This window comes from Streptomyces sp. NPDC023541 (assembly GCF_055559995.1).
In genome coordinates this window covers 657824-679115 of record NZ_JBVHJO010000001.1, presented here as the reverse complement: position 1 = coordinate 679115, position 21292 = coordinate 657824, and the positions used below count along the sequence as shown (strand labels likewise).

Here is a 21292-nt window from a genome sequence, read left to right as displayed (position 1 = left end):
GGCGGCTCCGTGCCCGAGAACCGGCCGGTTGCCGGTCGAGCCCGGCGGATCGCGGTTCGCCGGGCTCCGCCGGGGTAGCCGCTGTCGCCCGGTCCCTGCCCGATCCGCAGGTCGGCGATCTGCTCGAAGCGCTTTCGGTGTGAGCGAAACCGGCGGTCGAAGACGAAGCCGCCAGGGGCGCCTTCGCCAGTCGGCCTCGACGCCCTCGGACTACTACCTGAAGAACACGGGCAGTCAGGGGCCCGGACCGCGCGCCGCGGTCCGGGCCCTGCCCCGTGCGGTGCAGCCCTGCGGCGCGGTGTCATTGCGGCTGCCCCTGACCGGCCACGACGTCGGTCCCGGCACCCAGGGGGTGCCGGGACCGACGTCACCGGGCGGGGGTGGGATCAGGCGGGTCGGCCGCCGAAGGGGGCGCCGGTGCCGTAGTACGTGCCCAACTCCTCCCGGTACCCGGCGTCGCCGAGGTGCTTGTCCCGGTGGAACTCGGGCGCGTTCTTGATCTGTTCCTTGGTGCGGTCGACGTAGACCGTCTTGTCCTCCGGGTCGATCCGGATCACGGTGCTCGCCGGCAGCAGGACCTCCTTGCCGAAGATCCAGACGCCGGTGTCGACGACCAGGTAGGCGTCACCGACCTCGTCGGAGTGCTTGTCCACCTTGCCGATGCCGCCGTCGGTCGCCTCGACCTTGTAGCCGGTCAGATCGGTGCCGGCCAGGTGGCCCGAGGTCGACTTGTAACTCCACACATGCTCAGTCACGCGAAAAACAACTCCTCCGGTCAACGGAGGGCGGCGGGAAGTGAATTCCTGCCGACCTCCTCGTTCCGTACGTCGTGCAGAACCGCGCCTTGTCGCACGGCTACCAGCGATACCAGCGGCCACTACCGCTCTTGGGGCGGGCGACGAATCCGATCAGCCACAGGATCAGGACTGCGACAGCCACCCACCAGAGAATCTTCACCGCGAAACCCGCGCCGAAGAGGATCAGGATCAGCAGGAGAACGAGAAGCAGGGGAACCATGGTTATCAACCTCCGAAGCACCGTGTGCCCGACGGCACCCCGGACATGCATTCGACTTTATTTGTTTCTTATCCGGGCTGCTGGGCAGGAGATTGCCCCGGGTGACGCGGTTCTTGCGCGGCTCGATACCCCAGCGGACGGCGTAGGCATGTCGAGCACTGACGGGGGGTCCGGTCGGCACGAGCATGCGGGCGAGCGGGCGGCCTGCGCCACGGTGGGCGTCGAGTCGACGGGGCACAGCGGACGCACAGGCTCGGAGGTCACTTCGCCTTCGTGTTACGGGTAGAGGGCCCGTGAAGAGAGTGTCCGGCTTTCGGCTCGGGCTCCGGCGCGCTCTTCGGCGGCGGCGCTGCAGAACGGGCCGGACTATTCGGATACGGGCAAGTTCCTGCGCTGCCGGCGGTGGCCGCGGGAGATGCGTGTCCCGTCGGCTCCGGTCCCCTGTTGTGCGGAACATCAGCTCCTGGCCAGGGCCTTGAGCGCGATGTTGAGTTCGAGGACGTTGACGCGGGGTTCGCCCATGAAGCCGAGGGTGCGGCCGGTGGTGTGGTCGGCGACGAGCTTCTCGACCTGCTTGACGTCGAGCCTGTGCTGCTCGGCGACGCGGTGGACCTGGAGCTTCGCGTACTCGGGGGAGATGTCCGGGTCGAGGCCGGAGCCGGAGGAGGTGACGGCGTCGGCCGGGACGTCCTCGGGCTCGACCCGGTGGACCGCGGTGGAGTTGTCGGCGATGGCGGCTTCCTTGGCGGCGACGACCTGCGCGCAGAGGGTGCCTTCCTCGGCGTGCTTGGTGCACTGGCCGTTGACGGCGCCGTTGTCGGCGGAGCGGTTGGTGGCGCCGGAAAGGATCAGCGAGTACCGGGTGTTGACACTGTTGCTGCCCAGGCCGTTGGAGGGGCGCGGCTGGAACCACCTGAGGTCCGGCCTCGCCGCCTCCTCGGGGTCGTCGGGGTTCCGCTTGGGCAGGTCGTAGCGCTGCCCGATGAGGGAGGAGCCGACGACCTGGCCGCTCTTGTCCTTGATCTCGGAGCCGTTGGCCTCTTCGTTGAAGAGGGCCTGGGCGATCCCCGTGACGGCTAGTGGGTAGAGCACGCCGCAGATGATGGTCAGAACCAGCAGGGCCCGCAGGCCCGCGCCGATCAGGCGCGCTGTGTTGCTTACAGAGTTGTTCATGGCGGATCAGCACGTTCCTGATTCAGGCGAGGCCGGGGATGAGGGAGATGAGCATGTCGATGAGCTTGATGCCGATGAACGGGGCCGTCAGGCCGCCCAGTCCGTAGATTGCGAGGTTGCGGCGGAGCATCTTGTCGGCGCTGGTGGGCCGGTACCGGACGCCCTTGAGGGCGAGCGGGACCAGCGCGATGATGATCAGCGCGTTGAAGACGACGGCGGAGAGGATCGCGGAGTTGGGGGAGGACAGGCCCATGATGTTGAGCGTGTCCAGCCCCGGGTGGACCACGGCGAACATGGCCGGGATGATCGCGAAGTACTTCGCGACGTCGTTGGCGATGGAGAACGTGGTCAGGGCGCCACGCGTGATCAGCAGCTGCTTGCCGATCTCCACGATCTCGATGAGCTTGGTGGGGTCGGAGTCCAGGTCCACCATGTTCCCGGCCTCCTTGGCGGCCGAGGTGCCCGTGTTCATCGCCACGCCGACGTCGGCCTGGGCCAGCGCCGGTGCGTCGTTCGTACCGTCGCCCGTCATCGCGACGAGCTTGCCGCCGGCCTGCTCCCGCTTGATGAGGGCCATCTTGTCCTCGGGCGTGGCCTCGGCGAGGAAGCCGTCCACACCCGCCTCCTCGGCGATGGCCTTCGCGGTGAGCGGGTTGTCGCCCGTGATCATGACGGTCCTGATCCCCATGCGGCGCAGCTCGTCGAACCGGTCGCGCATGCCCTCCTTGACCACGTCCTTGAGGTGGATGACACCGAGGACACGGGCACCCGTCTCGTCCTCCACCGCCACCAGGAGCGGCGTACCGCCGGCTTCGGAGATGCGATGGGCGAGGAGGTCGGCGTCGTCGGCGACCCGGCCGCCCTGCTCCCTGACCCAGGTGATGACGGACCCGGCCGCACCCTTGCGGGTCTTCCTTCCGTCGACGTCGACACCCGACATGCGGGTCTGGGCGGTGAACGCGATCCACTCGGCCTGGGCCAGTTCACCCTGGTGGCGTTCGCGCAGCCCGTACTTCTCCTTCGCGAGGACCACGATCGAGCGCCCCTCGGGCGTCTCGTCGGCCAGCGAGGACAGCTGCGCGGCGTCGGCGAGTTCGGCCTCCGTCGTGCCCTCGACCGGGACGAACGCAGAGGCCCGGCGGTTGCCGAGGGTGATGGTGCCGGTCTTGTCGAGCAGCAGCGTCGACACGTCGCCGGCGGCTTCCACCGCACGCCCTGACACGGCGAGGACGTTGCGCTGGACGAGGCGGTCCATGCCGGCGATGCCGATGGAGGAGAGCAACGCGCCGATGGTGGTGGGGATCAGGCAGACGAGGAGCGCGGTGAGCACGATCATCGACTGCTCGGCGTCCGCGTAGATCGCGAACGGCTGGAGCGTGACGACCGCCAGCAGGAAGACGATGGTGAGGGATGCCAGCAGGATGTTGAGGGCGATCTCGTTGGGCGTCTTCTGCCGGGCCGCGCCCTCGACGAGGGCGATCATCCGGTCGATGAAGGTCTCACCGGGCTTCGTCGTGATCTTGACGACGACCCGGTCGGAGAGGACCTTCGTGCCGCCGGTGACCGCACTGCGGTCGCCGCCCGACTCGCGGATGACCGGTGCGGACTCGCCGGTGATGGCCGACTCGTCGACCGAGGCCACGCCTTCGACGACGTCACCGTCGCCGGGAATGATGTCGCCGGCCTCGCAGACCACCAGGTCGCCGATCTTGAGATCGGTGCCGGGAACCTGCTCCTCGCCCGTGCCGTCGTCGGCCAGGCGGCGGGCGACGGAGTCGGTCTTGGCCTTGCGCAGGGTGTCCGCCTGGGCCTTGCCGCGGCCCTCGGCGACGGCTTCGGCGAGGTTGGCGAAGACCGTGGTCAGCCACAGCCAGGCGGTGATGGCCCAGCCGAACCAGTCCGTCGGATCCTTGACGGCCAGGACGGTGGTGACGACCGAGCCGATCAGGACCACGAACATGACCGGGGACTTGACCATGATGCGGGGGTCGAGCTTGCGGACCGCGTCGGGGAAGGACTTCAGCAGCTGCTGCGGGTCGAACAGGCCTCCGCCGACTCGCCCGGCAGGCGGCTCGTGGCCGGTGGTGCGCAGGTCGTCGTGCGGCGCACGGGTCGCAGTGGCGGTGCTCATGCTGCGAGCCCTTCGGCGAGCGGGCCCAGCGCCAGGGCCGGGAAGTAGGTCAGACCGGTGATGATGGCGATGGTGCCGACGAGCAGGCCCGCGTACAGCGGCCTGTCCGTACGGAGCGTGCCCGCGGTCTCGGGAACGGGCTTCTGCTCGGCCAGCGAGCCGGCCAGCGCGAGGACGAAGACCATCGGCAGGAAACGGCCCAGCAGCATGGCGATGCCGATGGTGCTGTTGAACCACTGGGTGTCGGCGTTCAGGCCGGCGAAGGCGGAGCCGTTGTTGTTGGCGCCGGAGGTGTAGGCGTAGAGGACCTCGGAGAAGCCGTGCGCGCCGGTGTTCGTCATCGAGTTGCCCGGGGTGGGCAGGGCCATGGCGGCCGCGGTGAAGCAGAGCACGAGGGCGGGGGTGATGAGGATGTAGCAGGCGGCGAGCTTGATCTCGCGGGTGCCGATCTTCCTGCCCAGGTACTCGGGGGTGCGGCCGACCATCAGGCCGGCGATGAACACCGCGATGACCGCCATGATCAGCATGCCGTAGAGGCCGGAGCCGACGCCGCCGGGCGCGATCTCGCCGAGCTGCATGCCCAGCAGCTGAATGCCGCCGCCCAGCCCCGTGTACGAGGAGTGGAACGAGTTGACCGCACCGGTCGAGGTGAGCGTGGTCGCGACCGAGAAGATCGAGGAGGCGGCGATGCCGTACCGGGTCTCCTTGCCCTCCATGGCGCCACCCGCGACATCGAAGGCCGGGCCGTGGTGGGCGAACTCGGTCCACATCATCAAACCGGTGAAGGCGACCCAGATGGTGCCCATGGTGGCGAGGATCGCGTAGCCCTGGCGCGTGTTGCCGACCATGCGGCCGAAGGTGCGGGTCATCGCGAAGGGGATGAGCAGGATGAGGAAGATCTCGAAGAGGTTCGAGAAGGGCGTGGGGTTCTCGAAGGGGTGGGCTGAGTTGGCGTTGAAGTAGCCGCCTCCGTTGGTGCCCAGCTCCTTGATGACTTCCTGCGAGGCCACCGCGCCGCCGTTCCACTGCTGCGTGCCGCCCATGCCGTGCTGGTTCGAGAACTGGCCGACGCCATGGATGCCGGCGAAGTTCTGGATGGCTCCGCAGGAGACCAGGACGAGCGCGCCGATCACGGACATGGGCAGCAGGATGCGCACGGTGCCGCGGACCAGGTCGGCCCAGAAGTTGCCGAGCTCACCCGTACGCGAACGGGCGAAGCCCCTGACAAGGGCGGCCGCGACGGCCATGCCGACGGCGGCCGAGACGAAGTTCTGCACCGCCAGGCCTCCGGTCTGTACGACGTGGCCCATGGCCTGCTCGCCGTAGTACGACTGCCAGTTGGTGTTGGCCACGAACGATGCGGCGGTGTTGAAGGCCTGGTCCGGGTCGATCGCCACGAAGCCGAGCGAGCCGGGCAGGACGCCTTGCAGACGCTGCATCAGGTACAGGAAGAGGACGCTCACGGCGGAGAAGGCGAGGACGGCGCGCAGGTAGGCGGGCCAGCGCATCTGGGCCGACGGGTCGGCGCCGATGGCCCTGTAGATCCACTTCTCCGGCTTGTAGTGCCTCTCGGAGGAGTAGACGCGGGCCATGTGGTCGCCCAGCGGACGGTACGCCAGAGCCAGCGCGGCTATCAGCGCGAGCAGTTGGAGCACACCAGCGGTTACGGGGCTCATGTCAGTGCTCAGAACCTCTCCGGGTACACGAGGGCGAGGACGAGGTATCCGAGGAGGGAAACGGCTACGACGAGGCCGACGACGTTCTCGACGGTCACAGCTTGGTCACCCCCCGGGCGATGAGAGCCACCAGCGCGAACACCGCGACCGTGGTGACGACGAAGGCCAGATCGGCCATCGCGAGCTCCTGAGTGAAGTGGGAAGAGATGTATCAGCCAGTTGGCCGATGACGAGACAACCGTGTCTTCACCCGGGTGTTAAGCCGCTTTGACGGGCTCCATACGAGGGCAGGAGAACCCTTAACGCCACCCTGACGGTGCAGGCGTGCCAGCCGCCTGCACGGCATCAGCCCTGGTGAAGCAGGCTGCCGGAGTGCAGGGGAAGAGCGGTCGAGCCCGCCCTTCAGCAGGGGTGGCGATCGCTCCGGGCGCGCGGACGGACACGTACGGGTCGGCCCACGACGACCTGATTGCGAGCGCGGATGGCTTCAGCCGCATCGCAGAGGAGACTCACCCGTGGCCCTGGCCGACGAGATCGAGCACGATGCGCATCCCGAGAGCGGTTCGCCATCGACTACTGGCCGTCGGGTGCGTTCGGTTCCTCCCCCGCGTACATCCCCGTGAGTTCGGCGGCGATCTGGGCCAGCCACTGTCGTACCTCCGGCGGCTCCAGTACCTCGACCCGGGCTCCCAGCCCGGCCAGATGTCCTGCCAGGGTCTTGGCGGCCGGGCCGTCGACCCATACCTCGGTCCAGCCGTCGGGCAGCGGACCGCCGACGCGCACGCGGCCGCCGAGGCGGTGACGGCGTTGCGGGACCAGTCCGTGGTGTCGACGACGCCCGCCCGGGTCGCGGCGTGGGCCTGGCCCCGCAGGGTCGGCGGCAGGGCCCGGACCAGCTTGCGCAGGGTGGTGCGCAGTTCGGGGGTGCCCGGGTGGCGAGTGCGGCGAGGGCGGCGAGCGCGGCGAGTGCGGTGAGGCGTTCGGCGCCACCGTCCGGTCTGTCGCGTCGCGCGCCTCAGGCCTTCCGCTTGGCGTCGATCTCGGCGATCAGGCCCTCGATGAGGCCCTTGATCTCGTCGCGGATGGGGCGGACGGCCTCGACGCCCTGGCCGGCCGGGTCTTCGAGCTGCCAGTCGAGGTAGGTCTTGCCGGGGAAGTAGGGGCAGGCGTCGCCGCATCCCATGGTGATGATGTAGTCCGACGCCTGGGCGGCTTCGGGGGTGAGGACCTTCGGCTTCTGGTCGGAGATGTCGATGCCCAGCTCTGCCATGGCGGCGACGGCGGACGGGTTGATCTGCTCGCCGGGCACGGAGCCGGCGGAGCGGACCTCGACGCGGTCACCGGCGAGGTGCCGCAGGAAACCCGCCGCCATCTGGGAGCGGCCCGCGTTGTGGACGCAGACGAACAGGACGGAGGCGGCGGGAGCGGTGGACATCTGTTCTTCCTTGGGGTGAGGCGATTGCGACCGAAGGAGTCAATCAGGTCAGTGCGGGCTGGTGTCAGCTCCAGCTGATGTGAGAGTATCAGTCCATGATGACGTCAGTCGACACTGATCTGATCCGGGTTCTGGCCGACCCGCTCAGGCTCCGGATCGTGACCCTGCTCGCCCGTGAAACGCTCTGCACCACCCACCTGGTGGAGGAGACGGGTGCCAAGCAGACGAACCTCTCCAACCACATGAAGGTGCTGCGCGAGGCCGGGGTCGTGGAGACGGAGCCGTGCGGGAGGTACATCTACTACCGCCTGCGCCCGGAAGTCATCGAAGCGCTCGCCGGTCAGTTCGCCGACCTCGCCGCGATCGCGCGAGCCACCGCCGAAGCGAACCTCAAGCGGTCCTGCCCGTAGGTCGTGTCGTCAAATTCCCGCCCGCCCGGCCGGCGGGCGTTGACGACGCTCCCCAGCCCTCCGCGCTTTGCCTCACCTGCCCGAGGAGAACCAGCCTTGACCGCCACCACGCCCGTCGGCACCCCGAAAGCCGCCGACGTGCCCCAGCCGGCACCCGGCGCGACCCCGCCCCGCACCCCGCTCATCGCCCGCGCCGCCGCCGAACTGGTCGGCACCGCGGCCCTCGTGGCGGTCGTCGTCGGCTCGGGCATCCAGGCCACGAAGCTCACCCAGGACATGGCCCTGCAGCTGCTGGCCAACTCCACCGCCACGGTCTTCGGACTCGGTGTCCTCATCGCGCTCCTCGGCCCTGTGTCCGGTGCCCACTTCAATCCGGTCGTGACGGCGGCCGAGTGGTGGACCGCCCGCCGCGGCGGCTCCGGCGTGACCGCCCCCGAGGTCGCCGTCTACGTGCCCTCGCAGATCGCCGGCGCGATCGCGGGGGCGGTCCTGGCGGACGCCATGTTCGGCGAGCCGCTGGTCAAGTGGTCCACCCACGACCGCTCCGCCGGGAACCTGCTGCTGGGCGAGGTCGTGGCGACCGCGGGCCTGATCCTGCTGATCTTCGGCCTGGCCCGCACCGACCGCCTCCGCTTCGCCCCCGCCGCGGTGGCGTCGTACATCGGCGCCGCCTACTGGTTCACCTCCTCCACCTCCTTCGCCAACCCGGCGGTCACCATCGGCCGCGCCTTCACCGACACCTTCGCGGGCATCGCGCCGGCCTCGGTGCCCGGCTTCATCGGCATGCAGCTGATCGGTACGGCGGTGGGCCTGGCCCTGGTGGCGGTCATCTTCATGCGCGGCAGGACCGAACAGGACCGGTCCGACGCCTGATGCAGCGCACCGACGTGGTGGTGACCGGCGGCGGCCAGGCAGGGCTCGCCGCCGGATACCACCTGCGCCGCCCCGGCGGCGCCCGGCAGCACACCTGGGGCTCCCTGCGCCTGTTCTCCCCGGCCCAGTACTCCTCCCTGCCCGGGCGGCTCACGCCCTCCCAGCCGGGCCGGCTCCAAGCTCGCCGAGCGCCCCGCCCGGTGGCGGGCCCTCGCCGCACGGGCCACCAGCCGTGAAGAGATCACCGACGGAATGCGCCCGGCCTTCCCGAGCACCCCGGCGCTGGCCGGCGACCTCGCCACCCCGGCGGCGGCCGAGCAGCACTGCTGCGCGTTCTTCGACTTCACCCTGAGCCTGCCCCCCCCGCCCGCCCGACGCTGACGGTGCGCGCGCCCGAAGCCGCGGGCTCCCTGCTCACCGACCTGTTCGGGGCCACCGTATGAACCCGGGGACGAAGCCCTTCGCCACATCCCTCCTCGCCGGGCCGGGAGTGCTCTGCGCCGCCCGCTGACGGACACGCCCGCTGACGGACACGCCCGCTTGGCACAATGAGCCGGGCCCCGCCCAGGGCCGGCACACGATCAGCACGGACGTACAGCAAGGAGTCCCCAGGGTGCCGCAGGAGCCGCAGGGCCTGGTCGAGCGCATGGAGCACCACCAGATCCCGATCTACCTCGGCGCCATGGCCCTGGGCGCCCTCCTCGGCGGGGCGGTGCCCGCGGCCGGGCCGGGACCGGAACACGCCATCAACCCCGTCCTGGGGGCACTGCTCTTCGTGACCTTCCTCCAGGTTCCGGCCGGCGGTCTGCTCCGCTCCCTGCGCGACGGCCGGTTCCTGTCCGCGGCCCTGGTCGTGAACTTCGTGGTCGTCCCCCTGGTCGTCGCCGCGATGTTCACCTTCCTCCCCGCCGACCAGGCCGTACGCATCGGCGTTCTGCTGGTCCTGCTGTGCCCGTGCGTGGACTACGTGATCGTTTTCAGCGGCCTGGCCGGCGGCTCCAGCAGGCGCCTGCTGGCCGCCACGCCCCTCCTGCTCATCGCGCAGATGCTGCTGCTGCCGGGCCTCCTCCACCTGTTCATGGGCGCTGACCTGGCGGACATCGTCGAGGTCGGTCCGTTCGTCGAAGCGTTCCTGGTGCTCATCGTGATTCCGCTCGCGCTGGCCTGGGCGCTTCAGGCGTGGGCGGTGCGCAAGCCGGCCGGCCGGAGGATCTCGGACGCGGCCACGACGACGATGGTGCCGCTGATGGCCGCGACGCTCGTCACCGTGGTCGCCTCCCAGGTCCCCGAGCTCGGCGGCAGCCTCGCGGACGCAGCCGCGGTCATCCCCTTCTACGCGGCCTTCCTCGTCGTCATGGCCTTCGCCGGGCGGACGATCGCGCGCCTCTTCGGGCTGGACGTTCCCGCTTCCCGGGCGGTGGTCTTCACCGGTGCGACGCGCAACTCCCTCGTCGTGCTGCCGCTGGCCCTGGCCCTGCCCGACGACCTGGCGCTCGCCCCGGTCGTGGTGGTCACGCAGACCCTGGTCGAGGTCATCGGCATGGTCGCCTACGTACGCCTGGTCCCGCGCCTGGTCCCGGAGCCGGCCACGGTCGCGTGAGGACGGTGCAGAGCAGGATGACGCCGGTCGGCTCCCCGCCTCCGGCCCGTGCTCGCGGAAGCCGCCGGTCGTACGGGCGGGCGGGCGGCAGCCCGCATGCCGATGTGCGGGACACGCGCTGCCGAGATCGGACGGCAGCCGAGAGCTCGGACCGGCGGTTGCTGACGCGGTGACCGTCCGCCCGCATCGTCGCCGCGGCCGGTGCCTGCCGTGATCGCGTCCACGCCGGCGTGGTCGAACACCCTCTGCATGTCTCCAGTGACGACTGGAGCCCCGGGTCCCGGGGTAGCCGCCTGACCGGGGCTGCTTCCACGACCGCCACGACCGCCCGAGACGTGCGGGAGGAGGGGCCATGACCGGCGCGGAAAAACTGGCGAAACATCACAGGCGGCGGGACTTCGCGAAGACGGCAGAGCCGCAGGCGGGAGGTACGGGCGCAAGTGCGCCCTCCTACGTCGTTCAGATCCACGATGCGCGCAGCATGCACTTCGACTTCCGTCTCGAAGCCGACGGCGTACTGAAATCCTTCGCCGTGCCCGAGGGGCCTTCCCGCTCCGTCGCCCGCAGGATGCTGCCCCACCTGCGCGGACGCCCCTTGCGGCTGGAACGCCGCCCGGCCGGGACGCAAGGCCCCGAGGGGGTCCACCGAGCCGAACTGCCCCAGCCGACGGCACCGTCGTTCACACCGTCTGCGATGACACCGCGACGCTGTTCCACATCGCCCCGCCGCCGAGGTCCTGGCGGCCCGCGACCGCGACCGGCTCACCACCGATCCGCGCAAGACGGCCCGGCGGCGCCGCCGGCCCGGGACGGAGGGATGACGCCGTGACGCAGCGCACCACGGTCCAGGACCTGCTGGACGAGCATGGACGGACCCATGCCGAGCAAGCGGGCATCCGGTTGCGGAACACACCCGCCCCGCTCTACCAACTCCTGTGCCTGTGCGTGCTCTTCTCGGTGCGCATCAAGGCCGACATCGCCGTCGACGCGGCGCGCGAGCTCTTCGCGGCCGGGATGCGCACGCCCCGGGCGATGGCCGCGGCGTCCTGGCAGGACCGGGTGGACGCCCTCGGGCGCGCCCACTACCGCCGTTACGACGAAGGCACCGCCACCGCACTGGGCGAGGGCGCCGAGCTGCTCCTGGATCGCTACCACGGTGACCTGCGACGGCTGCGTGACACCGCCGACGGTGATCCCGGTCGGATCCGCGAGCTCCTCCAGGAGGTTCCGCGGATCGGACCGGTCGGATCCGACATCTTCTGCCGCGAGGTCCAAGGGGTGTGGCCCGAGCTGCGCCCCGCTTTCGACCGCCGGGCCCGTGACGCCGCCGCCGCGCTCGGGCTTCCGAAGACGGCGGCGGGCCTCGCCCGTCTCGTCACCGCGGACGACCTGCCGCGGCTGGCGGCCGCCCTGGTCCGGGCCGGGCTCTCCTGAGCAACCGGAGCGCTGCAGGAGTGCTCACCGGGCAGGGGAGTGCCGGGGGGGGGGCATCAGGAAGCGGGTTCGTGGTCGAACCAGTAGTCGCCGGCCGCGAGGTAGCGGAACGAGTGGCCGCTGTTCGTGGGGAGGGAGGCCTCGGCCGCGCGGGTGCCGTCGCCCCCGGGTTCCAGGGGGTGCGCGGCGGGGTTCCACTGGGTGCAGTCTCCGACCACGCTCACTGATCCCTGCGGGCTGTCCTCCGGCAGGACGAAGGTGACCTTGTTGCGGCCCTTGATTCGCTGGCGTTCGAGCATGCTGGCCTCCGGGGGTGATGGGGTCGGCGGCGCGCTGGTGCATCCTCGCCCGCGTCCGGGCCGGCCGTGGCGGGACGGACCGCGTGCCGCGGGGCGGGTATCCGGCCGGCGGCGTGCATGGGGCGGAAGGGGGCTGACGGGCGCGTCGCGGGCGAGGGGTCGAGGAACATCCCGGCATCCGTTGCGGGACCCGGCCGGGTGGCTTCGTCGACCGGCCGGGCCCCGCGTGCATGGACCTCTCGTCGCCCTGCCACCGTGCCACGCGCGAGGCCGCACCGCGCGCCGGAGGACGGGCGGTGTAGGCCGGACGGGGGACGTCAGGGCGCGGTCCGGGTCGCAGGCGGATCGTCGGCGAAGAGGGCGAGCAGCCCGGCGATGTCGCGGCCCGCTTCGGCGGGGTGGCGGAACTTCGCCCCCGGGCTGATGCGGTAGTGGTTGCGTCGTCCTTCGCGTACCCGGCTGAGGTACCCCTCCTGCTCCAGGTCCGCGACGATCGACTGGACGGTCCGCTCGGTGAGCACGCAGGTCTCGGCCACCTCCCGCAGGCGCACCCCGGGGTCGCGGGCGAGGGCGAGCAGGACGCGGGCGTGGCTGGTCAGGAACGTCCACGACCCGTGGGGAAGGCCTGCATCACCCATGCCTCAAGCTTGCGCCGATATTCACATATACGTCCTGTTTTTCACGTATTTATTGACGTAGGTCGTTCGGATGCCGACGATGCTGTTGGGAAGCAGAAGCGGCCCCAGAGCGTGTGGGGGAGGCATCCATGACCGCCAGCCTGTCCGAACACCGCCCCTGCGCCCCGGGAGTGCCGGGCATGGAGGTCGGTGTCGTCCCCGGCCCGCAGCCCGGGACGGTGCAGGTCGTGGTGAGGGGTGAGATCGACTTCGACAACGCCACGTTCCTGCGCGAGGTTCTCCTGGCCGCCCTCGTCTCTCACCGGGCCACCCTCCTCGTGGACTTGCAGCGGGTGACCTTCTGTGACTGCGCCGGCCTCAACACCCTCCTGGCCGCCCACCGCGCGGCCCTGCGGGCCGGACGCGGCCTGCGCATCACGGCGGCGGGCCGCCGGGTCGAGCGGCTCCTGAACCTCACCGGCACCCGCCCACTCCTCTCCTGAACGCGTGCGCGAGGAGCAGGTGTCCCATGACCGCGTCCGCACCGGGGGCTGACCACCTGGGCCTCGCCGCCGGGAGTCCCGAACGGACGCGGGAGCCGGCGGAATGAGAGTGCCGGGGCCGGGAAGGCGCAGCACAGGTACCGAGATCGCACACCGACCGAGGAGGGTTGTCATGCCCCGTGGTTCCAGCCCCAAGCGGGAACGGCAGTACGAGCACATCAAGGAGAGCGCCGAGCAGCGCGGCGAGAGCACGGAGCGCGCCGAGGAGATCGCCGCCCGCACCGTGAACAAGGAACGCGCCCGCTCCGGCGAGTCGAAGACCGCCTCCCGGTCCTCGATCCAGGACATGTCGTCCTCCAAGCGCGGCGGTCAGCGCTCCCACAGCGGTGCGCAGGGCCCCACCAAGGAACAGCTGTACAACGAGGCCAAGCAGAAGGGCATCGAGGGCCGTTCGAAGATGGACAAGGAAGAGCTGAAGCGGGCGCTGGGCCACTGAACGGCCGGTTCGGCACGTACGACGGCCGGCTGCACGTGCAGCGGGGTCACCGGCCCTGGCGGGTTGGCTCCGCCAGGGCCGGGGTGCGTGCCGGGGCGACCCTCTGCCGACGTACAGCGGCGCGGTGATACTGAAGGTATGCAGACTGCTCAACGCCTGGTCCTCGATCACTCTGGGTAGTCGCTGCGGTAATGCCCGCGGTGCGGTCCGTTCGGCAGGTCGAGCAGGTCGAAGGGTGGCGGCGATGGACGCACTGGCGCCGGGATCGGGCGAGGTGCCCGAGGACCCGTTCGCGCTGCACAACTCCGCCTCGGCGGTTCTGGACGACCACGGCAGGGTCGTCGGCTGGAGCGAGCGCGCACAGGAGCACCTCGGCTACCAGCCCGACGAGGTGCTGGGCCGCATGGCTTTCGAGTTCCTGTCCGACGCCCGTGACCGTGAGGCGGTCCGGGCCGCGGCTGCCGCGTGCGTGCGCGACCGGGGCTGGTCCGGCGTCCTGCCCGTCCTGCACCGCAGCGGCCGACGGGTGGAGCTGGGTTTCCGAGCCCGCGCCGTCATCCGCGCCGACTCGGCCCGCGAGTGGTTCCTCGTCGTCGCCCCCGCGGAGGAGGTGCTCCAGTGGGAGACGGACAGGTCGGTCCTTGACGGCCTGTTCCGGCGCTCCCCGATCGGCCTGTCCGTCCACGCCCCCGATCTGAGCATCCTGCGGATCAACCGGGCGCTGGCCCGGTTCACGCAACTCCCCGCGGCGGAGATCCGCAGTCGACGCATCGGCGACTTCCTCATCGGTCCGGACGTGGAGACCATCGAATCCCGGCTGCGACGGGTGCTGGAGACGGGCGCGCCCCTCATCTTCACCGAGCAGCCCTGCCGCCTGAGGAGCGACCCCGACCACGAGCGCGTGGTGTCGGTGTCGGCGTTTCGGATGCAGCGCCCTTCCGGCGGGATCCTCGGAGTCACCCAACTGGTGGAAGACGTCACCGACCGCTACCGGGCCCGGCGGCGGCTCGCCCTGCTCAACCGGGCGAGCGCCCGCATCGGAACCACGCTGGATCTCGGCCAGACCACGCAGGAGCTGGCCGACGCCGCCGTCCCGGACCTCGCGGACGCCGTCTCGGTGGACCTGCTGGAGTCGGTCGCCCGGGGCGACGACACCGCCGAGGAGTCGAGCGGACCGGTCCGCAGAATGGCCGTCCACTCGGTCGTGGCAGAGGCGCTGCGGGTGATGTACTCCGCCGGGGAGGTCTTTCACTTCGACCCCCGCACGCCCCAGGCCCGGTGCCTCGCCGAGCAGCGGCCCATCCTCGAACCGGTGCTGCGGAGCAGCCTCGGCTGGTACTTCCAGGACCCGGAGCGCACGCAGCGCGCCCTCGACCTGGACGCTCACTCACTGATCGTCGTACCGCTGACGGCCCGCGGTCTGCTCCTCGGCCTGCTCAGCCTGTGGCGGGCCGGGCGGCCCGAGCCGTTCGAGGAGGACGACCTCACACTCGCGGAGGAATTCGCCGCACGGGCCGCCGTGTGCATCGACAACGCCCGCCGCTACACCCAGCAGCACCAAGCCGCCTTGACCTTGCAGCGCAGCCTGCTTCCGCAGGAGTTGCCCGAGTACAGCGCTGTCGAGGTCGCGCACCTGTACCTGCCCGCCGATCCCGCCACCGGTGTCGGCGGCGACTGGTTCGACGTCATCCCGCTGTCCGGAGCACGCGTCGCCCTCGTCGTCGGCGACGTCGTCGGCCACGGGCTGCACGCCGCAGCCACCATGGGCCGCCTGCGCACCGCCGTGCACACCCTGGCGGGTCTGGACTACGCACCGGACGAGGTCCTCTCCCACCTGGACGACCTGGTCAACCGCCTGGCGGCTGAGCAGGAGACTGTCGACGGACGCTCGCGGGGCCAACAGATCGTCGGCGCGACGTGCCTCTACGCGGTCTACGACCCCACCTCCCGGCGCTGCACCATGGCCCGGGCGGGCCACCTGCCCCCCGCCGTGGTGACCGCCGACGGCACGGTGAGCCTGCCCGACCTTCCCGAGGGGCCGCCGCTGGGTCTGGGTGGACTCCCGTTCGAGTCCGCGGAGTTGGAACTCGCCGAGGGAAGTCTGCTGGCGCTGTACACGGACGGCCTGGTCGAGGCCCGTGGCCTCGACCTCGACGAGGGACTGGAGCGGCTGAGAGGAGCCCTGTCCCGGCCCGGCAGCCCGCTGGCGGAGACCTGTGCGGCAGTGCAGGACGCCCTGCTGCCGGACCACCCGCCGGATGACGTCGCGCTCCTCCTCGCCCGCACCCGGGTGTTGGCGCCGGAGCAGATCGCCTCCTGGGAACTGCCCGCGGAGCCGACCGCCGCAGCCCGGGCGCGGCACCTGGCGCAGGCCACACTGGCCGGGTGGGGCCTGGAGGACCTGGCCTTCACCGCCGAACTGGTCGTCAGTGAACTGGTCACCAACGCCTACCGGTACGGCGGCGGCACGCCGGTGACCCTGCGGCTCATCCGCGACCGCAGCCTGATCTGCGAGGTCTCCGACGGCAGCAGCACCGCCCCGCACCTACGACGGGCGCGCACCACCGACGAGGGCGGGCGCGGCCTCTTCCTGGTGGCCCAGCTCACCGAACGATGGGGTACCCGTTACACCCGGGACGGCAAGACCGTCTGGACGGAGTTCCCCCTCGCCGCAGCAGCGGAGGGGCACTTCGCGGCTGCGGCGAGCCTCGCCCTCGACTGGTGACACGGTTCGGATCGAATGCCGGGGGATCACCAAGGGACCTGCTGGTAGTCCTTCAGGAGGACGCCGTGTACGGGGGCGCCGGCCTCCCCCTGCACGATGGGGTGGTAGATCCGCGCGGCACCGTCCACGACGTCCAGCGGCGGGCGCCAGCCGGTCGCGGCGTGCCGCTCCCGGGCGGGGAGCGGTTTCTCGTCGGTGACCCAGCCGGTGTCGACACTGCAGGTGTGGATGCCCCGGGCGGCCAGGTCGGCGGCGCTCGTGCGGGTGAGCATGTTCAGGGCGGCTTTGGCCATGTTGGTGTGCGGATGGTCGCTGGTCTTGTTGCGCACGGCGAACTGCCCCTCGACCGCCGAGACGTTGATGAGGTAGCGGCGGGGGTGCGGGGAAGCATCCAGAAGGGGCAGCAGGTGGTCGGCGAGCAGGAACGGCGCGACGGCGTTGACCAGCTGGACCTCCAGCAGCTCGGTCGGGTCGATCTGTCCCAGGCGCAGGGTCCAGGAGTTGGTCGCGGCCGTCTCGGGCAGCAGGCCCGCCTCGTCGACGTCCTCCTGCGGCAGCGGTACGGCCACCGAGGCCGCATGGGCCGTACCGGTCAGGGCGTCGGGCAACCGGAACCGTGGGGCGAGCTCCGCCGCCCATGGCAGGGGCGCGGTGCGCGGGCCGGGTACGGAGAATCCTGGAGCGGTCCAGATCCGTGGCGCGGTCAGGGACGAGGGGGACGGCAAGGATTCGCCGGCGGACAGCGCGGCGTACGCCTGAGGAGAGCGGCGCAGGGTCTGGGCCGCATTGTTGATCAGGATGTCCAGGGGGAGCCCCTGGGAGAGCATGTGGTCCGTGAAGGCGAGGACCTGCCGGGGATCGCGCAGGTCCAGGGCGGCGATCCGCAGCCGTTGCCACCAGTCCGCGGCGCCGGGGACCGCCGCGAAGCGGCGCACCGTGTCCTGGGGGAAGCGGCTGGTCACCGTGAGCTCGGCTCCGTCCCGGAGGAGCATCAGCGCGACCTGGAAGCCGATCTTGACACGCCCGCCGGTCAGCAGCGCGCGCCGGCCGGTGAGGTCGGTGCGGGTCGTGCGGCGGGCGAGGTTCTCGCCGGCGCATTCGGGACACAGCAGGTGGTAGAAGTCATGGACGCGCCGGTAGTGGTTCTTGCAGATGTAGCAGCGTTGGGGGCGGTTCAGCAGTCGTGACGGCCCGTCACTGTCCGCTGTACGGACCGGCGGTCGGCGCTCCCCGTTCGGCTTGGGCCCAAGACGCACGTACTCGCTGACGGTCAGGCCTCGTTCCGGCGCGGCCGGTGCGGGCAGAGCGGCGTCCATGACGCGGTCACCGGCGCCCATCGCGGTGGCGGCGAGCAGCTTCGCGTCGGCCGCGGCCCGTGCCGCGCGTGCCTCGGCACGGCGCCGAAGGCGACCGTCGCGCACGAGTTGGCCGGCGGCCCGTTCCAACAGGCGGCGCTGGGCATCGTCCACGGGTAGCTGCCGAGCCTGGTGGATCAGGTCCAGGCAGATCTGTATGTGCTCACTGTCCATGGGGTGCCTTAGGTGTGATGGATCGTTCTCGGCTCTCCCTCTCCACCGGGCGGCGTCCATCGGACGTGGACGACCGGGCGACGCGCAGTGGAGGGCAGCGGGGCGCCGGTGGGATGACGGAAGGCGTGCTCGTGGACGCGTACCTGGGGCGCCGCGTCCGGAGGCGGTGATCAGGATAGGCCGTAGGCCGAGAAGCCGGGCGTCTTTTCCGGCCCGGACCCGGCGCCCCGGCCCGGAGACCCGGCGTACCGGCGTCCCGGCGACCGGCCGACACGGGGTCGGTCGTGAATGCCGTCGACATCGCCCAGGCGCCGGCTGCCCTCGACCCGTCACCCATCTGCGAACCGGGCCGGCGCGGATCACCGCGCGCGGACTTTAGCGGAAGTTGCTCAACAAACGCCCGGGGCGAGCCGGCGCCGCTATCGTCCACATCTCCGTGCGCGCACCGCCCGGCGCTCGCCGCTGACGCAACCTCGGAGGCTGCCTGCCCATGCGCCCAGTACCGCGTCCCGCCCGGACTTCGCTGACCGTACTGGCGCTGCTCGCCGCCGTATGCGCCCTGCTCGTCGCAGGGGCGGGCTCGGCCTTCGCGCACGCGGGCCTCACCGGCTCGGACCCCGCCGACAGCAGCGTCCTGAAGGAGGCACCGCGGCAGGTCACGCTCACCTTCACCGAGTCGGTGACGTTCTCCGAGGAGTCGGTGAGAGTGCTGTCGCCGGAGAACCAGCGGGTGAACCCCGCCCCGGCGCAGTACGTGGACGGCAGGGGCAACACCGCGCGGGTGCAGCTGTCGGACGCGCTGCCCCAGGGCACGTACACGGTGGCCTGGCGGGTGGTATCCGCCGATGGCCACCCCATCTCCGGCGCATTCGTCTTCTCCATCGGCAAGCCGTCCGAGACCGCAGCCGTGGTGCCGGACGGTTCGTTGGACGACTCGGTGGTCGGCCGTCTCTACGCGTTCTTCCGCTACCTCGCCTACGGCGGGCTCGCGCTCCTCGTCGGCGCCGCCGCGTTCGTCGTCGTGTGCCTGCCCGGCGCCGCTGGGGCCCGGCCGGTGCGACGGCTACTGGCAGCAGGATGGGCGGTGTTGGCGGTGTCCACCGTGGCGCTCCTGTCGCTGCGCGGCGCCTACGAGACGGGCGGCCGCCTGGCCTCGGTGTTCGACCTGTCCCAGCTCGGTCGAACCGTCGGCGGACGGCCCGGGGCGGCGCTCGTGGTCCGCCTCGTGCTGCTGGCCGCTGCCGCTGTGTTGCTCAAGCGGTGCGCCGTACGGCTTCGCGGCCGGGACGCCGGAGCCGAGCCGCAGGACCTCGGCAGGGGTGTCCGCCGGGCCGGAGTGGCGCTCGCCCTGGGTTTGGCGTTCACCTGGGCAGCCGCCGAGCACGCCTCTGCCGGCATCCAGGTGCCGCTCGCCGTTCCCGTCGCGGTGCTGCACCTGGTGGCCATGGGGGCCTGGCTGGGTGGCCTGGTCACCCTTGTGACCGTCCTTCGGAGCCACGGCTCCGAAGGACGCACGCTCCCGGCGGGCGCGGTCAGCCGCTTCTCCACGATGGCCTCCGCCGCCGTCGCCGTGCTGGTCGGCACCGGGGTGTACCAGTCCTGGCGGCAGGTCGGCTCCTGGGAAGCGCTGACCAGCACGTCGTACGGGAAGACCCTCCTCGTGAAGGTCGCCGTCGTGGTCGTCCTCCTGTGGGTGGCGTCGTTCTCACGCCGCTGGACCGCCCGCCTCCTCCATCAGGCCGCCCCGGCCGCCGAGGCCCGGACGGTGCCCCAGCCCGAGCGGGTGAAGGCGACGGTCGGTGCACCGGCCGTGCCCGCAGCCACGGACGCGGGCGGCGCGCCGGATGTGCCCGGTGGGGGAGAGCTGCGCGGCGCAGCCGGGCCGCCGCCGCCCGAGGCAGATGTACAACAGCACGTGGAACAGCACGCACAACAGCGCGTACACCAGCGCGGACTGCGCCGGACAGTCGCCGTCGAGGCGGCACTCGGCGTCGTGGTCCTTGCGGCATCCACCCTGCTCACCGGCACCCAGCCCAGCCGTGCCGCGGGCGAGAGCGCGGCGGCCGCGGCAGCGGCTGCGCAGGAGCCGCAGGCCAAGGTGGCCACAGTGCCCTTCGACATGGGAAAGGCCGGCCACCAGGGCTCCGTACAGATCACCCTGGCCCCGGGACGCGTCGGGGAGAACACGGTCGAGGCCGTCGTGTTCAGCGCGGACGGTGGTCTCGCCACCGTTCCCGAACTCCGCCTGACCCTGACTCAGGAGTCTCTGGGAATCGGCCCGATCGACGCCAGACTCAAGAATCAGAAGGGGTTCTGGGCCGTCTACGACCTCCAGCTGCCCATGCCCGGTGAGTGGACCCTCGACATCACGGTGCGTACGAGCGAGATCGACCAGGTGACCGTGCGCGGGAGCGTCCACATCGCACCGTTGCCGAGGCGACCGGCGGCGTAGCCCACCGGCGGACCGGTGCTGCCCGTGGGAGAGGGCCGGGGCGGGTGCACGGGGCATCCCGTACACCCGCCCCGCCCGTTCGGTTCAGGTCTGCCGGCTGCGGCGCGTCCACCGGACGGCGCCCGCGCCGCCGAGCACGACGAAGGCTGCGACCACGGCCACGATGACGCCGTTGCCGCTCCCCGGATCCGCTGCACTCGCCGCCTCCGCGTCCGGGGACGCGGTCGACGCCGACGGAGCCGGGGACGACGGTTGGGCGGTCGGAGCGCTCGGATCCGGTGGGGGAGACGGGCTCGCGGCGATCGGCTTCGCGCCGGGCGCAGCGGGTTGCAACGTCAGGAGCGGGGCAGGGTTGTCGACCTTCCGGCCGTCCGCCGGTACTTCGATCCACCGGGAGACCTTGCCGTCGCCGTACGTCTCCAAGGTCTTGAACGCCAGGGACCTCGCGTCGGGCAGTTGGCGCACCGTGATGCTGTACTCGGCGTCGGTGCCGGTCGCCAGCGCCGCACCGCCGAGGCTGTAGCCGTCGGGGGTGGCGGTCAGCTTCCAGTCCTGGGGGGCCTCCTTGAGGGTCACGGCGTCCGGGGTGATGCCCTGGGGGAGGACGACGCGCAGCTCGGTGATGCCCGCGGTGTCCGATTCCGCCTCGGAGGTGAAGGACAGGGTGACGTTCTCGGCCAGGGCGCGCGGGTCGGAGGCGGAGACCTCGGCATGGGCGGCTGCCGGTCCGACCGCGATGCCCAGGAGCACCGCCGAGCCGACGGCGGCGAGGCCGAGGCGGCGGAACGGGAGGTGATCGTGCGAGGTGCGCATGGCGAAAGAACCCCTCGGTACGTGGAGCGGATGGCCGCCGTTCGCCGCCGGGACACCTGGTCTCCCGAGGCCGCGGACACGAGCGCATCCCTGCACGGGCGTCGTTCAT

The 21292-nt window shown here is 71.2% G+C and carries 22 protein-coding genes and 1 pseudogene; 11 read left to right on the top strand and 12 right to left on the bottom strand.

The window, feature by feature from the left end:
* Window positions 1-386 precede the first annotated feature (386 nt).
* The 8 genes from ACZ3X1_RS03245 to ACZ3X1_RS03210 all read right to left on the bottom strand — a co-directional run bounded on the left by ACZ3X1_RS03245 (window position 387) and on the right by ACZ3X1_RS03210 (window position 7432).
* Entirely contained in the window at window positions 387-755 is a 369-nt protein-coding gene (locus ACZ3X1_RS03245) for a PRC-barrel domain-containing protein (protein WP_356810936.1), read from the bottom strand.
* 100 nt (window positions 756-855) lie between these two features.
* Window positions 856-1017, bottom strand: coding sequence for a hydrophobic protein (locus tag ACZ3X1_RS03240; protein ID WP_356810935.1), 162 nt, complete (start codon window positions 1015-1017; stop codon window positions 856-858).
* Window positions 1018-1473: 456 nt separating this feature from the next.
* On the bottom strand, window positions 1474-2190 hold the full coding sequence (locus tag ACZ3X1_RS03235) for a potassium-transporting ATPase subunit C (RefSeq protein WP_467276000.1): 717 nt from the start codon (window positions 2188-2190) through the stop codon (window positions 1474-1476).
* Between the two features lie 22 nt (window positions 2191-2212).
* A complete protein-coding gene (gene kdpB, locus ACZ3X1_RS03230) occupies window positions 2213-4321 on the bottom strand; it encodes a potassium-transporting ATPase subunit KdpB (protein ID WP_467275998.1) in 2109 nt (702 codons plus the stop codon).
* A complete protein-coding gene (gene kdpA, locus ACZ3X1_RS03225) occupies window positions 4318-5997 on the bottom strand; it encodes a potassium-transporting ATPase subunit KdpA (protein WP_467275996.1) in 1680 nt (559 codons plus the stop codon). Before kdpA ends, kdpB begins: the two co-directional genes overlap by 4 nt.
* Before the next feature lie 8 nt (window positions 5998-6005).
* Window positions 6006-6095, bottom strand: a complete 90-nt coding sequence (kdpF, locus tag ACZ3X1_RS03220) for a K(+)-transporting ATPase subunit F (RefSeq protein WP_037860493.1) — start codon at window positions 6093-6095, stop codon at window positions 6006-6008.
* A gap of 475 nt (window positions 6096-6570) precedes the next feature.
* Complete coding sequence (locus ACZ3X1_RS03215) at window positions 6571-6780, bottom strand: WYL domain-containing protein (RefSeq protein ID WP_467275993.1); 210 nt, start codon at window positions 6778-6780, stop codon at window positions 6571-6573.
* 232 nt (window positions 6781-7012) lie between these two features.
* Entirely contained in the window at window positions 7013-7432 is a 420-nt protein-coding gene (locus ACZ3X1_RS03210; RefSeq protein WP_356810932.1) for an arsenate reductase ArsC, read from the bottom strand.
* Between the two features lie 95 nt (window positions 7433-7527).
* Between ACZ3X1_RS03210 and ACZ3X1_RS03205 the strand changes: the two genes are divergently transcribed.
* The 7 genes and pseudogenes from ACZ3X1_RS03205 (at window position 7528) to ACZ3X1_RS03175 (ending at window position 11749) form a co-directional block, all read left to right on the top strand.
* Complete coding sequence (locus ACZ3X1_RS03205; protein ID WP_362622371.1) at window positions 7528-7842, top strand: ArsR/SmtB family transcription factor; 315 nt, start codon at window positions 7528-7530, stop codon at window positions 7840-7842.
* A gap of 96 nt (window positions 7843-7938) precedes the next feature.
* Window positions 7939-8715, top strand: a complete 777-nt coding sequence (locus ACZ3X1_RS03200; protein WP_467275989.1) for an aquaporin — start codon at window positions 7939-7941, stop codon at window positions 8713-8715.
* Window positions 8712-8885: pseudogene (locus ACZ3X1_RS03195) on the top strand (pyridine nucleotide-disulfide oxidoreductase); the annotation flags it as partial. The gene ACZ3X1_RS03200 and the pseudogene ACZ3X1_RS03195, both read left to right, overlap by 4 nt.
* 82 nt (window positions 8886-8967) lie before the next feature.
* A complete protein-coding gene (locus ACZ3X1_RS03190; RefSeq protein WP_467275987.1) occupies window positions 8968-9096 on the top strand; it encodes a hypothetical protein in 129 nt (42 codons plus the stop codon).
* A 232-nt stretch (window positions 9097-9328) separates the two neighbouring features.
* Window positions 9329-10315, top strand: a complete 987-nt coding sequence (locus ACZ3X1_RS03185; protein ID WP_467275985.1) for an arsenic resistance protein — start codon at window positions 9329-9331, stop codon at window positions 10313-10315.
* Between the two features lie 352 nt (window positions 10316-10667).
* On the top strand, window positions 10668-11144 hold the full coding sequence (locus ACZ3X1_RS03180) for a DNA polymerase ligase N-terminal domain-containing protein (protein ID WP_467275983.1): 477 nt from the start codon (window positions 10668-10670) through the stop codon (window positions 11142-11144).
* Window positions 11141-11749, top strand: a complete 609-nt coding sequence (locus tag ACZ3X1_RS03175; protein ID WP_467275981.1) for an HhH-GDP family DNA glycosylase — start codon at window positions 11141-11143, stop codon at window positions 11747-11749. The genes ACZ3X1_RS03180 and ACZ3X1_RS03175 overlap by 4 nt, the downstream gene beginning before the upstream one ends.
* Window positions 11750-11805: 56 nt before the next feature.
* Here the strand turns inward: ACZ3X1_RS03175 and ACZ3X1_RS03170 are convergent, their stop codons facing one another.
* Entirely contained in the window at window positions 11806-12048 is a 243-nt protein-coding gene (locus tag ACZ3X1_RS03170; RefSeq protein ID WP_467275979.1) for an early set domain-containing protein, read from the bottom strand.
* Between the two features lie 317 nt (window positions 12049-12365).
* Window positions 12366-12686, bottom strand: a complete 321-nt coding sequence (locus ACZ3X1_RS03165; RefSeq protein WP_467275977.1) for a helix-turn-helix transcriptional regulator — start codon at window positions 12684-12686, stop codon at window positions 12366-12368.
* Between the two features lie 128 nt (window positions 12687-12814).
* Between ACZ3X1_RS03165 and ACZ3X1_RS03160 the strand changes: the two genes are divergently transcribed.
* The 3 genes from ACZ3X1_RS03160 (at window position 12815) to ACZ3X1_RS03150 (ending at window position 16389) form a co-directional block, all read left to right on the top strand.
* Window positions 12815-13168, top strand: coding sequence for an STAS domain-containing protein (locus tag ACZ3X1_RS03160; protein WP_467275975.1), 354 nt, complete (start codon window positions 12815-12817; stop codon window positions 13166-13168).
* Between the two features lie 172 nt (window positions 13169-13340).
* Window positions 13341-13664 carry a plasmid stabilization protein gene (locus ACZ3X1_RS03155; RefSeq protein WP_356810923.1) on the top strand — a complete coding sequence of 108 codons (324 nt, stop codon included), beginning with the start codon at window positions 13341-13343 and terminating at the stop codon, window positions 13662-13664.
* A gap of 244 nt (window positions 13665-13908) precedes the next feature.
* Window positions 13909-16389, top strand: a complete 2481-nt coding sequence (locus ACZ3X1_RS03150) for a SpoIIE family protein phosphatase (protein ID WP_467275971.1) — start codon at window positions 13909-13911, stop codon at window positions 16387-16389.
* Between the two features lie 26 nt (window positions 16390-16415).
* Here ACZ3X1_RS03150 and ACZ3X1_RS03145 read toward each other — a convergent pair whose 3' ends face one another.
* Complete coding sequence (locus ACZ3X1_RS03145; RefSeq protein WP_467275969.1) at window positions 16416-17918, bottom strand: SDR family NAD(P)-dependent oxidoreductase; 1503 nt, start codon at window positions 17916-17918, stop codon at window positions 16416-16418.
* 490 nt (window positions 17919-18408) lie between these two features.
* Here ACZ3X1_RS03145 and ACZ3X1_RS03140 point away from each other — a divergent pair, with 490 nt between their 5' ends.
* Window positions 18409-20370 carry a copper resistance CopC/CopD family protein gene (locus ACZ3X1_RS03140; RefSeq protein ID WP_467275967.1) on the top strand — a complete coding sequence of 654 codons (1962 nt, stop codon included), beginning with the start codon at window positions 18409-18411 and terminating at the stop codon, window positions 20368-20370.
* 84 nt (window positions 20371-20454) lie between these two features.
* Here ACZ3X1_RS03140 and ACZ3X1_RS03135 read toward each other — a convergent pair whose 3' ends face one another.
* A complete protein-coding gene (locus ACZ3X1_RS03135) occupies window positions 20455-21183 on the bottom strand; it encodes a DUF1775 domain-containing protein (protein ID WP_467275965.1) in 729 nt (242 codons plus the stop codon).
* Window positions 21184-21292 lie beyond the last annotated feature (109 nt).

Bases quoted from the DNA above. Each gene is read 5' to 3' on its own strand.
- kdpA (WP_467275996.1), bottom strand. From the start codon at position 5,997: ATGAGCCCCGTAACCGCTGGTGTGCTCCAACTGCTCGCGCTGATAGCC.
- ACZ3X1_RS03180 (WP_467275983.1), top strand. From the start codon at position 10,668: ATGACCGGCGCGGAAAAACTGGCGAAACATCACAGGCGGCGGGACTTC.
- ACZ3X1_RS03140 (WP_467275967.1), top strand. From the start codon at position 18,409: ATGCGCCCAGTACCGCGTCCCGCCCGGACTTCGCTGACCGTACTGGCG.
- ACZ3X1_RS03165 (WP_467275977.1), bottom strand. From the start codon at position 12,686: ATGGGTGATGCAGGCCTTCCCCACGGGTCGTGGACGTTCCTGACCAGC.
- kdpB (WP_467275998.1), bottom strand. From the start codon at position 4,321: ATGAGCACCGCCACTGCGACCCGTGCGCCGCACGACGACCTGCGCACC.
- ACZ3X1_RS03155 (WP_356810923.1), top strand. From the start codon at position 13,341: ATGCCCCGTGGTTCCAGCCCCAAGCGGGAACGGCAGTACGAGCACATC.
- ACZ3X1_RS03205 (WP_362622371.1), top strand. From the start codon at position 7,528: ATGATGACGTCAGTCGACACTGATCTGATCCGGGTTCTGGCCGACCCG.
- ACZ3X1_RS03135 (WP_467275965.1), bottom strand. From the start codon at position 21,183: ATGCGCACCTCGCACGATCACCTCCCGTTCCGCCGCCTCGGCCTCGCC.
- ACZ3X1_RS03240 (WP_356810935.1), bottom strand. From the start codon at position 1,017: ATGGTTCCCCTGCTTCTCGTTCTCCTGCTGATCCTGATCCTCTTCGGC.
- ACZ3X1_RS03170 (WP_467275979.1), bottom strand. From the start codon at position 12,048: ATGCTCGAACGCCAGCGAATCAAGGGCCGCAACAAGGTCACCTTCGTC.
- ACZ3X1_RS03160 (WP_467275975.1), top strand. From the start codon at position 12,815: ATGACCGCCAGCCTGTCCGAACACCGCCCCTGCGCCCCGGGAGTGCCG.
- ACZ3X1_RS03235 (WP_467276000.1), bottom strand. From the start codon at position 2,190: ATGAACAACTCTGTAAGCAACACAGCGCGCCTGATCGGCGCGGGCCTG.
- ACZ3X1_RS03150 (WP_467275971.1), top strand. From the start codon at position 13,909: ATGGACGCACTGGCGCCGGGATCGGGCGAGGTGCCCGAGGACCCGTTC.
- ACZ3X1_RS03145 (WP_467275969.1), bottom strand. From the start codon at position 17,918: ATGGACAGTGAGCACATACAGATCTGCCTGGACCTGATCCACCAGGCT.
- ACZ3X1_RS03190 (WP_467275987.1), top strand. From the start codon at position 8,968: ATGCGCCCGGCCTTCCCGAGCACCCCGGCGCTGGCCGGCGACCTCGCC.
- ACZ3X1_RS03210 (WP_356810932.1), bottom strand. From the start codon at position 7,432: ATGTCCACCGCTCCCGCCGCCTCCGTCCTGTTCGTCTGCGTCCACAAC.